Raw genomic sequence first — 13,364 nt, forward strand, 5'->3', positions numbered from 1 at the left:
TTGATCTCGTAAATATAATTGATAATCGGCTAAAATAAGTTAATGTTAGTAATTTGTAATACTAAAATATTTAGCTAAGTTAAATCTTTTTCAACTAATGTCAATAGTAATTTAAAATTAATTTATGACTCTCTTTTTTCTCGCTCTTGCCTGGCAACCTGCTTCTCAAAATATCTGCAGATATGCGTGATTTCGCATGTCTCACATTTCGGGCTTCTAGCTAAGCACACGTATCGGCCATGTAAAATAAGCCAGTGGTGGGCAATATGGATGTCTTGTTCTGGGAGATTCTTCACCAGATCTTTTTCTACGGCCAAGGGCGTTTTTCCGTTGGTAAGGCCCAAGCGGTTTGCTACTCGGAAAACATGTGTATCTACTGCCATTGCCGGTGCATTATATATTACAGATGCAATAACATTTGCTGTCTTCCTTCCAACACCTGGCATTTTCTGCAAATCATCAATAGCTGAGGGAACTACGTCATCAAATTCATTTATCAAGATATTAGCCATGCCTACCAAGTGTTTTGCCTTGTTGTTCGGATAGCTGATACTTTTGATGTAGTCGAACACAATATCTGGCGTGGCCTCTGCTAACGATTTTGCATTTGGAAAACGCTGAAATAGGGAAGGCGTTACCATATTAACCCTTTTATCAGTGCATTGGGCAGATAGAATTACAGCTACCAGCAGCTGATATGGATTATTGTAGTGTAGTTCGGTCTCGGCATCGGGTTGTTTAGCCGAAAAGTGTTCAACAAAAAGTTTATACCGTTCCTTTTTAAGCATGCGCAAATATAGAAAATAGATTGTTGCACAGCCGGGTTTTAACTTTCAACTGTAGACATTGTCCACAACAATCATCATTACTCTTGTATTAATGAGCAGCGACGTACTTTCCTCTAGGTAATGACTGCTGAGGATTTCTTTTAATAAACCAGAAGGCAAAGCATGCACCAATTAAAGCCATCGCGGCACCAACGTAAGCGGGAGAGGTATAGTCAAAACCATAAACTAAAGGCAATCCGCCAAAAAATGCACCCAAAGCATTTCCAATATTAAAGCTCGCCTGACTAGCAGAAGCAGCAAGCATTTCTGCACCTTGAGCAGACTGTATCATCAACATTTGAATGGGTGCTGCCAAAGAAAAGGCAACTGCGCCAGTAATAAATGTCATGACTATTGCCAGCGCTTGGTTGCCAGAAACGAAATGTACAATTGTTAAAGTAATTACCATTAAAATTAATAATGCGGCGGCTGCTTTTGCCGGAGAATATTTATCGGCCAGTAGCCCTCCAAGATAGTTTCCAGTCATCATTCCTAATCCGGCAAGCATTAAAATGTACGTAACGGTATTTGCGGAAAAGCCTGCAACCTCGGTCATTAACGGTGCAATGTAACTGTACCAGGTAAACAAGCCTCCTGTTCCAATAGAAATCATGAAGATGATGATCCACGCACTACGTTTGGTAAAGAACCTGAGTTCTTCTTTTAAGTTCCGGTTTTTAGCCGCTTCCAGAGCCGGAAGCCATAATTTTAAGCTTAACAGGGTAACTAATCCTACAAAAACCACAACAGCAAAGGATATGCGCCATGAAAAGTTATGGCCAATATAAGTGCCCAAAGGCACCCCTATGATATTTGCAATGGTAAGACCCATAAACATTAACGATACCGCCTGTGCTTCCTTGCCTTTTTTTGCAATTCTACTTGCCACTACCGACCCAACGCCAAAAAACGCACCGTGTGGCAATCCAGATAATAATCTCGAAATAAATAAGGTATTGAATGTAGGAGCGAATGCCGAGAAGGCGTTAAATGCAGTAAACATTACCATCAAAGCAATTAAAATTTTCTTTGGTGGATATTTTCCGGCAATGATGATAAGCAGGGGAGCACCGATAACCACTCCTAAAGCATAAGCAGAAATTAAATGGCCTGCTTTAGGGATAGTCACATTCAGATCATTGGCAATATCCGGGAGTAATCCCATCATAACAAATTCTGTTATGCCGATACCTAAACCCCCTAGGGTTAATGGAAGAAGATTTTTATTCATTAGTGCTTAGTGTTAAAAGTACACTATGCAAAGGTATCTATTTCTCCGTTAAGCGAAAGTAATTTAAATGGTCAAGGGCATTAATGCGGAACGATTAGGCAAAAAAAAACTGTCTTACGCTTGTATGACAGTTTTATAGCTCATGTAAATTTCGTTACTTCAACCGGCTGTAGGCCATAATTTTCTTGATAGTTTCATCCTGAGGATCTCTTGATAACCGATCTAATTTATCTTTCATCTGATGATAAAATAAATTAATTTCTGTGTCAGATTCGATATCCATTTTAGACTGAGACATGTTTTGGGTTGGTGAATTTACATTTGTGTTTGATGTAGAGGTTTTTGTCATAAGCAACTAAAAGTTATTGTTTTATAAACTTAACGATAGTTCAGATGCTTTATTTCAAAACAAAAAACAAAAAATGTAACTTTTTTATTACCCTTTATAAGTCATCTCTTTCGTCTTAAGCATTTTGCGAAGGTTGCTCAATGCATAACGCATTCTGCCCAATGCCGTATTAATGCTCACGTCGGTTAAATCGGCTATTTCCTTAAAACTAAGGTCCGCATAATGTCGCATCAGCAACACTTCCTTTTGTTCATCTGGCAACAGGTGAATCATTGCTTTCAAGTCTTTATGGGTTTGGTCACGAAGCATTCTTTCTTCAGCACTTTCGTCATAAAAGTGTAGCATATTGAATACATCCATACCATCAGAGCTGGTAATGACTGGAGTTCTTTTTTCCTTCCTAAAATAATCGATAACTAAGTTATGCGCAATACGCATTACCCACGGCAAGAATTTTCCTTCCTCGTTATATCTTCCAGATCGCAACGTATTAATCACTTTTATAAATGCATCCTGAAAAATATCCTCCGCCAAATATTGGTCTTTAACCAATAAGTAGATAGAAGTATAAATTTTACTTTTATGTCGTTTTAAAAGTTCTTGCAATCCATTCTCGTTCCCGGCAATATATACTTTTACCAGGTCCTGATCGTTGTATGATTGTAAATTCATAGGTTTACCTACACTAAATCCCTTACTGTTTGCTAAAAATTAATTTGTAGATGTTTAATTTCTATAGCTGATCTCCTATGCTTTTTTGAATATGTTAGTTTGGCTTTGAGGTTGTTAATATCCAAAGAAAGTTATTTTTTTATCAAAATGCAAAAAATAAAATGTTAAAAAATAAATTAACCACCTCAGTACCGTATTTTTGTATCTTCTTAAAACCCTAATTGATATAAGGGGTTTCAATATATATTCTTATTAATACATGAGCAAAAAAGAGGCCGAAAAAGATCCGCATAGAAATATTATCATTAAAGGTGCCAGGGTGCACAATCTTAAAAATATAGATGTTGCTATTCCTAAAAATAAATTAGTTGTAGTAACTGGCATGTCTGGGTCTGGAAAATCTTCACTTGCATTTGATACCCTTTATGCAGAAGGCCAGCGTAGGTATGTAGAAAGTTTATCATCATACGCCCGACAATTTATGGGCAGAATGAATAAGCCCGATGTAGATTATATTAAAGGAATAGCGCCAGCCATTGCAATAGAGCAGAAAGTAATAACATCTAACCCACGCTCTACTGTTGGAACCTCTACCGAGATCTACGATTATCTAAAACTCTTGTTTTCGCGTATTGGCAAAACGATATCGCCTGTTTCTGGTAAAGAAGTAAAAAAAGATTCGGTAAGTACGGTAGTAGATTATGTTAGCGCTTTGGGTAACGAAGAGACCGTAACCATTTTTTGTCCGCTCTATCCGCACAATAACAGAACCATAAAGGAAGAGTTAGCCATTCTTTTACAGAAAGGCTTTTTGAGGGTCTTAATTGATCAGCAAATATTAAAAATAGAATCGATTTTAGATGATGCAGACTTTAAAGATGAAGCGCTAACAGACGATAAAACTGTTCAGATTCTGATTGATAGAATAATAACCAACCAGGAAGAAGAAACACTTAACCGCTTGGCAGATTCTGTACAGACTGCATTTTTTGAAGGTAAAGGCGATTGTTACGTAGAAGTTGCAGGCGAAACCAAACATTTTAGCGACCGTTTTGAGCTCGATGGCATTAAATTCGAAGAGCCGACGCCGAATTTCTTCTCTTTTAATAATCCGTATGGTGCGTGTAAACGCTGCGAAGGTTATGGAAATGTAATTGGCATTGATGAAGATTTGGTAATACCAGATAAAAGTAAAAGTGTTTTTGACAATGCAATTGCCCCTTGGCGAGGAGAAAAGATGGGCGTATGGTTGCAAAATTTTGTGAAAGCTGCACCTAAATTCGAGTTTCCAATTCATAGGCCTTATAGTCAGTTAACTGCTAAAGAGCAACGCTTGTTATGGAAAGGAAATAAGTATTTTGAAGGGCTTGATGCTTTTTTTAAGGAGTTAGAGGAACAAACCTATAAGATACAATATCGGGTAATGCTTTCTCGCTATCGTGGGAAAACTACATGCCCCGATTGTAAAGGATCACGCCTTCGCAAAGATGCTTCATATGTGAAAATTGAAGACAAATCTATTATCGATATTGTTCTGATGCCACTTGCTAAAGCATTAGTATTCTTTAATGAGCTTAAACTAAATGCCAACGATACAAAAATTGCAAAGCGATTACTTGCCGAAATTGATAACCGTTTTCTTTATTTGAATAATGTTGGGTTAGGGTATTTAACATTAAATCGTTTATCGAATACGCTGTCAGGAGGCGAATCACAACGTATTAACTTAGCGACATCGTTAGGAAGTAGTTTAGTAGGCTCTATCTATGTGTTAGATGAGCCAAGTATTGGCCTTCATCCGCGTGATACCAATAAGCTAATCGAAGTGCTTATTTCGCTTAGGAATGTCGGTAATACGGTTTTGGTTGTAGAGCACGAAGAAGAAATGATGCGTGCTGCTGATCATATTATTGATATTGGGCCAGAAGCGGGTACCCATGGTGGAAACTTGGTTTTTAGCGGTAATTACCAAGAGATTTTAAAAGATAAAACCAGTTTAACCGGGCGATATCTATCTGGAGTTGATCAAATTGCTATTCCAGATAAAAGAAGAAAATGGAAAGACCATGTGCTGATTAAAGGGGCAAGGGAAAACAACCTGCAGAATATCGACGTAAAATTCCCACTTGGTATTTTTACGGCGGTAAGCGGTGTTTCTGGTTCGGGAAAAACCAGTTTGGTTAAAAAAATATTGTATCCTGCTTTGCAAAAAGCGATTGGTAATTATGCTGGTGAACAAACCGGAGCTTATGATGGTATTTTTGGAAACTATGACCTCGTAAGTGCGGTAGAAATGGTCGACCAAAATCCCATAGGCCGTTCCAGTAGATCTAACCCGGTAACTTATGTAAAAGCCTGGGATGATATCAGGGCATTATTTTCAAGTCAGGCGGCTGCGAAAGCAGCGGGTTTAAAGCCAGCTGCCTTTTCTTTTAATGTAGAAGGTGGGCGGTGCGATGTTTGCCAGGGAGAGGGAGAAGTGAAGATCGAAATGCAGTTTATGGCTGATATTTATTTGCCGTGCGAAGCTTGTGGTGGCAAACGCTTCAAACAACAGGTGCTCGATGTAACCTATAAAGACAAGAATGTTTCTGAGATTTTAGATATGACCATTGATGAAGCCGTTGATTTCTTCCAATCTGAAACAAAAATCCTGAATAAATTAAATCCGCTGGTAGATGTTGGTTTGGGCTACGTTCATTTAGGGCAATCATCCAATACCTTGTCTGGTGGCGAAGCACAACGTATTAAACTTGCATCTTTCTTGATAAAGGGGAATAATGCCAACAAGACCGTTTTTATATTTGATGAGCCAACAACAGGTCTGCATTTTCATGATATAAAAAAGTTGCTTAAAGCTCTAAATACGCTCATTGAACAAGGAAATACCATCTTGGTGATCGAACACAATATGGATATGATTAAATGTGCTGATTGGGTAATTGATATTGGGCCGGAAGGTGGAGATGGTGGGGGTAGCGTTGTTTTTGAAGGTGTTCCTGAAGATTTGGTAAAACAGCAAGATTCCTACACCGGAAAATATTTGGCATCGCATTTAAATTTAAATACATAATTTAGGCAATGCTTTTTTTAACGTTTTTCATCGGCATTATCCTCAATGCAATGGGGTACATTCCTCCAGGCAATATCAACCTAACCGTAGCGCAGCTTACCATCAACAAAGGGATGCGCCAGGTTTGGTATTTTATCATTTCTTTTTCATGCGTTGAAATTTTTTTCACCTTCGGGATGATGCGTTTTGCACGTTGGGCTATGAGTGATATCAATCCGAATGAAGCCGTAAGCGAGGTGAGGTTAGGCACATTGGTAGATAGTTTCATGATCCTAATGTTTATTACGATGGGTACCATCACATGGATTAATAGGAAAAAGGCACCTAAAACAAGTAATAAAAAGGAAGATAAGCGTAGTGGAAGCGTGTTGTATGGTCTGATATTGGGGGTGTTAAATCCTGTTCAGATTCCGTTTTGGTTATTTTTTGGTAACTACGTCATCTTGCACGAATGGATCGAGACCGATTACTTATCGTTGGTACTCTTTAGCATTGGCTCTGGGTTTGGATCGGCACTTGCACTTTACCTGTATGCACATTTCGCCACATTTATACAAGAGAAATTTGCCCTAAGCAGCTTAATCATAAACAAATCAATTGCCATATTTTTATACGCATTGGCGGCATATTTAGTGGTGAAACAATTATTTATTGTATTATAAACTGTAGTTTTTCTTCGGAAGAATTACTTTAAGAATTCGACATTCCAAATCTTTTCTGCTTTTCTGCCAATGAGCCAAAAAGAGGCTGCCAGTACCGAAAAGAACAGGGCTTTATGCCAGCTATCCCAAAAATATTCGAAATAACGGGTGTACAGGTTGATGAACAAAAACGTAATCCCAAATTCCCTTGCAACATCATCGTGAAATTTCAAGCCTATCACCGTGCTGGCAACACATACTCCTGCAGAAATCAAGGCCCAGTAGAATAGGCTTAGCTGCCTAATGGCATACCATTCTTCAAGGCTGGCGAAATTGCCGAAAACTGATAATGCCCACAGCGCTACAAACAAATAAACCATGCCGGCAATATAGGTAACCTGGAAAAACGATTTGGTTTGGGTAAACATCTTCATGATAAAGGCAGCTGAAGTTAATACAGCACCAAATACTACAAAGCGCAAAGGGTAATTCATGCCCAGGAAATAATAGTTCCAGCGACTTAAATATCCGGTTTCGGTACCAAACCAAGCCCCTAATGATAGCAGCGCAAAGATCCAAATGAGGCGAGACCTAAATAAATAGCCTAAGGCACCATAAGTAAATACGGAAATTAGAATAAGGATGGCAAAATTGCCCGAACCATGATCAATTGCTTTACCAAAATAGGCAATGGCATTCGCCGTAAACAGAATCGCAGAAAATACTATTGCCTCGTTGCTAAATTTTAAGTGAGATAATTTTTTCTTTCTTTTAAAGCCTAAAACATATAGCCAGGCAGCCAATGCTGCAGAGAGAAATGCGATTACAATATTTGGGGTATCATAAATTCGTTGTAGATAGTTGAGGATGGAATTGTCTATAAGCAGGGAGCCTAAAGCAATAAACCCGCAGGCCAATGCTACCCAAAATGCATATTGTGCCAAACGGAGCCAATCGAAATTCTTAGCCTCATAGCTTTGGCGAAGTTTGCTGCCAGTCTGTTCATCGATTAAGCCTTCAATCTGCCATTGGTCAATGATGTCATCCAGAAACTCGCTTTTTTCCCTATCAATTTTCATAGCTACACGAATATATAAAGTTTTTAGCCACAGCCAAATGCTTTAATTATATATGATTGCTTAGATAACCGCTTTTATTTTCTTATTGTTTCCAACAATCCAAATCACGTCACCATTATCAAAAACAAAGTCTGATGAAGGATTTAATATTTTGTCTGCTCCTCGCTCTATCCCCACAATTAGTGCCTGTGCTTTTTCCCTTATACCTGCATTTCTAATGCTTAGACCATACACTGGCGATTCGTAATTTATCACCACTTTTTGCAAACTCATTTCCTTATCTGGGAAATTTTTCTCCTGCTCAGTTTCTGGAATCTCTATTTCCAATACGGATTTTACTGCTGCGAGCTGATCATCTGTCCCAATCAACAGTAACTTATCGTTAGGATAAAGTCTTTCATCTCTGCCAGGGGTGGGGATGTTGTTCCTGCCTCGCTCTATCATGGCAATGTTTACACCATATTTTTCCCTGATCATTAGGCTGGCAAGCGTTCGGCCAACCACTTCAGATTCTGGGGAAACCGTGAGTTCTGCCAAATGTGTATCCCATGGCAGAATAGCCGGTTTTTGATTTTCCCTTGCATTTAAGTTAAGAATAAAGCGTTTTTCGAGTTTATCATAGAATGATTGGAGTTTCCTCGAAAAGATAACCATGCCCGAAACAATAAGTACTATTGCGATTCCCGCAGCCACCCAGGTATCGAAAAACTCATACATCAAAAAGCCAACAAAGAAGATACCTAAAGCAACTCTAAAAAATTCTATCGCAATTAATGGCCCACGTGTATACTTTTTATTAAGCCAAAGGTGAGAATATGCTGTTTTTTGGATCCGCCTGATAGATAGCGCCCATAAGAAAGGCGCCATTAAAATAAATGAGGCTATGATGCTGATAATGATGGATACGAGGCTATTTGTTATGTTTCTATCGATAAATGGTTGCACATACCTAAACGCCAAAAAAATGATGGCTATAATAATTACCGAGTGAATAATGGTATTAGAGATGTATGAACGGAGTAAGATTTTCCAATCGCTTAGCGTTACTATTCCTTCGGTACTGGTGCTGTAGCGATCGATTCCATCCTGCCATTTTTGTGGTAAAACTCTTTTTAAGAAACCGTAAAAGGGATCAGCTAGTTTGATTAGGTAAGGAGAGGTAAAAGTGGTTATGGCTGCTGCTGCAACTGCGATAGGGTAGAGGAAATCGCTGGTTACTTTGAGTGTAAGCCCTAATGAGGCGATGATAAACGAGAATTCTCCGATTTGCGCCAAGCTTAAGCCAGACTGCACCGAGGTTTTTAAGGGTTGCCCAGAAAGTAAAGCCCCAAGAATGGTAAACAAGATTTTGCCTAGAATAATCACCAGCGTGGCAAATATGATGGGAACGGCATATTTCACAAGCATCTCCGGATCTATAAGCATGCCCACAGATACAAAAAATACTGCCGCAAATAAATCTTTTACCGATTTAGTGAGGTGTTCTATACGCTCCGCCTGCGTAGTTTCGGCCAAAATGGAACCCATAATAAAAGCGCCCAGAGCAGGAGAAAAACCAACCTGATCTGCCAGCAGAACCATGATTAGGCAGAGCGCTAGAGATACTACCAGCATGGTTTCATCATTCATCAGTTTTTTGGTGGCTTTTAAAAAGGAAGGAATTAAAAATATACCACCCAAAAACCAAAGTACAAGGAAAAAGGCCAGCTTTAAAATAGATAGCACCATTTCTGTACCTGCAGATTGCTGACTAACCGCCAAGGTAGAGAACAGAACCAGTAATAAAATGGCGAGAAGATCTTCCACAATCAAGACTCCAAATACTAATCCTGCGAACTTCTTGTGTTTTAGGCCTAGCTCTTCGAAGGCCTTAATGGCAATCATAGTTGAGGAAATAGACAAGATGCCGCCCATAAATAGGCTATCCATGTCGCTCCACCCCATTGCTTTACCTAATAAATAGCCAGCCAAAATGATAAAAAGAACCTTTACAATAGCGGTAATGGATGCAGAGCCGCCCACCTTTACAAGTTTTTTAAAACTAAACTCCAGGCCTAAACTAAAGAGAAGGAAAATAACCCCTATCTCGCCCCAAATATTAATGCTTTTAGTGTCGGTAACGGAGGGTAAGAAGGTGAGGTGTGAGCCAACCAATAACCCGGCAATGATGTAGCCTAAAACGAGCGGTTGCTTAATCTTTTTAAATATGAGTGTGGTTATCCCAGCCGCGGCAAGAATTAACCCTAAATCTGCGATTAAATCTGGTAAATGCATTTATAAATCGTTAAGTGATTAAAAAGTATCCAGACAGAACTGGACTAAATGATGTGAAGGCAAGCTATAGTTATTTGCTACCAAAAAACGTGTTTGGGGTAGCGTAATTTAAACTTGCACCAATATTTATAGTTTAATCTTTTAACAACAACCTTTGAAGAAGTGATATTGCTAAAGCACAAAAACACCATTAGGGCTATAATCGAATTTACCCGAAAAATGTTTGCACTTTCAGTGGGTTTAATGATTAAGTTAGTTTCAAAACACTCATCATCAATATTCAAATTAATATACAACCTATTGCGTTTGGCTTCTGGTGTGGACGAGATCTCGCTCGTTGTAGATTTTGTTTTAAATGCAGCTTTCGGCGATGCGGATGCCGCAAAACCCAAGATAAAAACAAAAGATAAGATCACGTAAAAAAGCCTCATTGTGGCTAATATAGCGAAAAAGAGGCTTTTTATGAACTAAAATTACATTTTTAGCACTACGGCTGGGTAGAAAAAAAAGACAATGTTGCCGCTTTGTCGGTATGGAGTTGTTGGGTTAATGCTTCAAGACCGGTAAATTTTACGTCGTGTCTCAAGAATTTTAAGAAGTTCATTTTTATATCCTGACCGTAAATTTCCTTATCGAAATCGAAAATATTAACCTCGATGTTCCTGGTCATTCCGTTTATTGTTGGCCTTTGGCCGATGTAGGCCATACCACGAAAAATACAAGGCTTCAACTTTTTAACTGAAGGCATTGAACTTTCTGCTTTTGGTACTGCAGGAGATGTTGTCGCCTCCAATTCGACGGTTACGGCATAAATTCCATCGCCTGGAATAAGCTTATAAGTCTCTTCGACGAAAATATTAGCTGTAGGAAAGCCAATGGTTCTGCCAATTTTATCGCCTTTAATTACGCGGCCAAAAATAGAGAAGGGGTAACCAAGATAATCTGCAGCAAGATTCACATCTCCGGCTAAGAGTGCTTGTCTTATCTTTGTAGAACTTACAGCTACATCATGAATGTCTTGCTCCATAATTTCTTCTACAGTGAAATCGAAATGCTGACCGGCGGTTTTCAGTATGGACAGGTTTCCCGTTCTATCTTTACCAAAACGGTGGTCGTAACCAATAATGATGTGCTTTGTGCCAATATGGTTTACCAAAATATTTCTAATGTAATCTTCTGGTAACTGATTAGAAAAATCGCGGGTGAAGGGTGTAATGATTAAATGATCTACCCCGAGTTGCTTTAAAATTTCGGCCTTTTCGTTAATGGTACTAATCATTTTTAACTCCTGGTTTTCAGGGTCGATAATCATCCGCGGGTGCGGGAAAAAAGTTAAGATTACGCTTTCGCCACCATCTGCTTTTGCTTTTGCAACCAGTTGGTTGATAATTTTCTGATGACCGAAATGAACCCCGTCGAAAGTGCCAATTGTTACTACTGCATTATCAAGCTTTTGGAATTCTGAAAGGTTGTGATATATTTTCAAAGGGTATAATTTTTAGACTTTTGGTTTTGCGTTAGGGATGGGAGCGGTATCCCCCGATTTTTCATCGGGGATTTAGCGTACAGCCCGACCCCTTGCGCAGCTTGGGGTAACGCCCAAATTTTAAATATTTAATTTCTAGTGTAAGGCATGGCGTTTAACTACTCCACCTTTTAAATCGGCTATTTGCTGTTGAATCACAAACGCATCGCTGTCTATAGACCTGATGGCACTCTGAAGTTTACTCATTTCTAGTTTTGTAACTACGGTGAAAACAATATCGATGTCTTTCTTTTGTCCATAACCCCCTTCGCCTTTGTAAATGGTTACACCCCGTTTCATTTGGTCGATAATAAAAGTTTTTATCTCTTCCTGATGTTCTGAGATGATGGTAACCCCGGTATATTGTTCCAAGCCGTTTACAATAAAATCTATTGTGTTTGATGCAGATAAATATGTTAAGATAGCATATAACGCAGTTTCTATGTTTAAAAAATAGGCAGCGAAAGCAAAAATTATGATGTTTAGGATAAGGATAATATTGCCCACGGTAAGCACGCTATTTTTACTGATGTACAACGCAAGTACCTCTGTACCATCTATTACGCAACCTCCACGCATGGCTAGGCCGATGCCCCCACCGAGAAATAAACCACCAAAGAAAGCGATAAGTAGTTTATCGTGCGTAATGGGCTGGAATGGTAGCACAATTAGCGCAACAGATAGGGCGGCAATGGCAACAGCTGTTTTAATGGCAAAACCTTTACCTATTTGGCGGTAACCTAAAATTACGAATGGAATGTTAATGAGTGCAATAAGATAAGATAAATTCCAGCCGGTAAGGGTGCTCAACAAGAGGGATATACCCGTTACACCACCATCTATAAAATGGCTCGGCATTAAAAAACTTTTTAAACCAAAGCACGCCGAAGTTACACCGGCAATGGTTAAGAGGATCTCTTTGGCAAAGCGAACATTTTTATTTCGGATGTGGTTCATGCCTGTTCTGCAGATTTAACTTCTTCTTTCTTACTACGAATATAATTAACAAGCTCTAGAACCTCAAAAGAATTATCTAGTAAAAAGTTTCCGCTGCGGGTGCGGGTAAGTTTAGACAAGTATGCACCATTATCAAGTGATTTTCCAAAATCTGAAACCAAGGAACGAATGTAAGTTCCTTTGCTGCAAACAATTCTAAAATCGATTTCAGGAAGCGCAATTCTGGTAATTTCAAACTCCGGAACATTTACAAAGCGCTTGCGCAACTCTACTTCCTCGCCCAAGCGAGCCTTAACATACAGGCGTTCGCCATTAATTTTAACGGCCGAATGTGCCGGTGGGTATTGTTCTATATCACCAATGAAAGGGGCAGTGGCGGCATGTATTTCTTCTTCGGTGATGGTACTGATACCAAAGGTTTGATCTACCGCTGTTTCCATGTCGAAAGATGGCGTAGTCGCCCCAAGAATCATGGTACCTGTGTATTCTTTTTCTTCTGCCTGGAAAGTATCGATTTGTTTGGTTAGTTTGCCGGTGCAGATAATTAGTAGGCCCGTTGCCAAAGGATCTAATGTGCCAGCATGACCAACCTTGAGCTTTAAGGGCTTTAAAGAGTTGCGAATTTTACCTACTACATCAAAAGATGTCCATTTGTAGGGTTTGTTAATTAGCAGTAATTCGCCCTCGGCAAAATTGAAATCTCTGAACTTTGAATTTTCTGTACTCACAAATCTTT

General features: G+C 39.1%; 12 protein-coding genes. 3 read left to right on the forward strand and 9 right to left on the reverse strand.

Translation table 11 applies throughout. The annotated features are described in order from the left end of the window. Positions 1-122 precede the first annotated feature (122 nt). The 4 genes from nth to OQ268_RS14555 form a co-directional block, all read right to left on the reverse strand. Positions 123-788 carry an endonuclease III gene (nth, locus tag OQ268_RS14540; protein ID WP_265857066.1) on the reverse strand — a complete coding sequence of 222 codons (666 nt, stop codon included), beginning with the start codon at positions 786-788 and terminating at the stop codon, positions 123-125. Between the two features lie 88 nt (positions 789-876). Next, positions 877-2,058 (reverse strand): MFS transporter, encoded by a 1,182-nt coding sequence (locus OQ268_RS14545; RefSeq protein WP_265857068.1) that lies wholly within the window; start codon positions 2,056-2,058, stop codon positions 877-879. 154 nt (positions 2,059-2,212) lie between these two features. Next, the gene (locus OQ268_RS14550) at positions 2,213-2,356 is read right to left on the reverse strand and encodes a hypothetical protein (protein ID WP_265857069.1); all 144 of its coding nucleotides are present in this window, start codon (positions 2,354-2,356) and stop codon (positions 2,213-2,215) included. Positions 2,357-2,494: 138 nt separating this feature from the next. Continuing rightward, complete coding sequence (locus tag OQ268_RS14555) at positions 2,495-3,079, reverse strand: RNA polymerase sigma factor (protein WP_265857071.1); 585 nt, start codon at positions 3,077-3,079, stop codon at positions 2,495-2,497. 259 nt (positions 3,080-3,338) lie between these two features. On the opposite strand from OQ268_RS14555, the gene uvrA reads away from it, so the two are divergent. Then, positions 3,339-6,152 carry an excinuclease ABC subunit UvrA gene (uvrA, locus tag OQ268_RS14560; RefSeq protein WP_265857073.1) on the forward strand — a complete coding sequence of 938 codons (2,814 nt, stop codon included), beginning with the start codon at positions 3,339-3,341 and terminating at the stop codon, positions 6,150-6,152. Between the two features lie 8 nt (positions 6,153-6,160). Then, positions 6,161-6,814: a LysE family transporter gene (locus OQ268_RS14565; RefSeq protein WP_265857074.1), complete on the forward strand. Its 654-nt coding sequence runs from the start codon at positions 6,161-6,163 to the stop codon at positions 6,812-6,814. A gap of 23 nt (positions 6,815-6,837) precedes the next feature. Here the strand turns inward: OQ268_RS14565 and OQ268_RS14570 are convergent, their stop codons facing one another. Both OQ268_RS14570 and OQ268_RS14575 read right to left on the reverse strand, forming a co-directional pair. After that, complete coding sequence (locus tag OQ268_RS14570; RefSeq protein WP_265857077.1) at positions 6,838-7,872, reverse strand: DUF2157 domain-containing protein; 1,035 nt, start codon at positions 7,870-7,872, stop codon at positions 6,838-6,840. Positions 7,873-7,932: 60 nt separating this feature from the next. Next, entirely contained in the window at positions 7,933-10,146 is a 2,214-nt protein-coding gene (locus OQ268_RS14575) for a cation:proton antiporter domain-containing protein (RefSeq protein ID WP_265857079.1), read from the reverse strand. 219 nt (positions 10,147-10,365) lie between these two features. Here OQ268_RS14575 and OQ268_RS14580 point away from each other — a divergent pair, with 219 nt between their 5' ends. After that, on the forward strand, positions 10,366-10,566 hold the full coding sequence (locus OQ268_RS14580; RefSeq protein WP_265857081.1) for a hypothetical protein: 201 nt from the start codon (positions 10,366-10,368) through the stop codon (positions 10,564-10,566). 67 nt (positions 10,567-10,633) lie between these two features. Here the strand turns inward: OQ268_RS14580 and OQ268_RS14585 are convergent, their stop codons facing one another. From OQ268_RS14585 to truB, 3 genes are all read right to left on the reverse strand, one after another. Beyond that, positions 10,634-11,632, reverse strand: a complete 999-nt coding sequence (locus tag OQ268_RS14585) for a bifunctional riboflavin kinase/FAD synthetase (protein WP_265857083.1) — start codon at positions 11,630-11,632, stop codon at positions 10,634-10,636. A gap of 135 nt (positions 11,633-11,767) precedes the next feature. Next, entirely contained in the window at positions 11,768-12,628 is an 861-nt protein-coding gene (locus OQ268_RS14590; RefSeq protein ID WP_265857084.1) for a YitT family protein, read from the reverse strand. Next, entirely contained in the window at positions 12,625-13,356 is a 732-nt protein-coding gene (gene truB / locus OQ268_RS14595) for a tRNA pseudouridine(55) synthase TruB (RefSeq protein ID WP_265857086.1), read from the reverse strand. Before truB ends, OQ268_RS14590 begins: the two co-directional genes overlap by 4 nt. Positions 13,357-13,364: the final 8 nt, after the last annotated feature.

It is taken from the genome of Pedobacter sandarakinus (assembly GCF_026240095.1).
GTDB classification, from domain to species: domain Bacteria; phylum Bacteroidota; class Bacteroidia; order Sphingobacteriales; family Sphingobacteriaceae; genus Pedobacter; species Pedobacter sandarakinus.

Excerpts from the sequence above, each read along its gene's own strand:
- nth (WP_265857066.1), bottom strand. The coding sequence starts at position 788 with ATGCTTAAAAAGGAACGGTATAAACTTTTTGTTGAACACTTTTCGGCT.
- OQ268_RS14545 (WP_265857068.1), bottom strand. The coding sequence starts at position 2,058 with ATGAATAAAAATCTTCTTCCATTAACCCTAGGGGGTTTAGGTATCGGC.
- OQ268_RS14550 (WP_265857069.1), bottom strand. The coding sequence starts at position 2,356 with ATGTCTCAGTCTAAAATGGATATCGAATCTGACACAGAAATTAATTTA.
- OQ268_RS14555 (WP_265857071.1), bottom strand. The coding sequence starts at position 3,079 with ATGAATTTACAATCATACAACGATCAGGACCTGGTAAAAGTATATATT.
- uvrA (WP_265857073.1), top strand. The coding sequence starts at position 3,339 with ATGAGCAAAAAAGAGGCCGAAAAAGATCCGCATAGAAATATTATCATT.
- OQ268_RS14565 (WP_265857074.1), top strand. The coding sequence starts at position 6,161 with ATGCTTTTTTTAACGTTTTTCATCGGCATTATCCTCAATGCAATGGGG.
- OQ268_RS14570 (WP_265857077.1), bottom strand. The coding sequence starts at position 7,872 with ATGAAAATTGATAGGGAAAAAAGCGAGTTTCTGGATGACATCATTGAC.
- OQ268_RS14575 (WP_265857079.1), bottom strand. The coding sequence starts at position 10,146 with ATGCATTTACCAGATTTAATCGCAGATTTAGGGTTAATTCTTGCCGCG.
- OQ268_RS14580 (WP_265857081.1), top strand. The coding sequence starts at position 10,366 with ATGTTTGCACTTTCAGTGGGTTTAATGATTAAGTTAGTTTCAAAACAC.
- OQ268_RS14590 (WP_265857084.1), bottom strand. The coding sequence starts at position 12,628 with ATGAACCACATCCGAAATAAAAATGTTCGCTTTGCCAAAGAGATCCTC.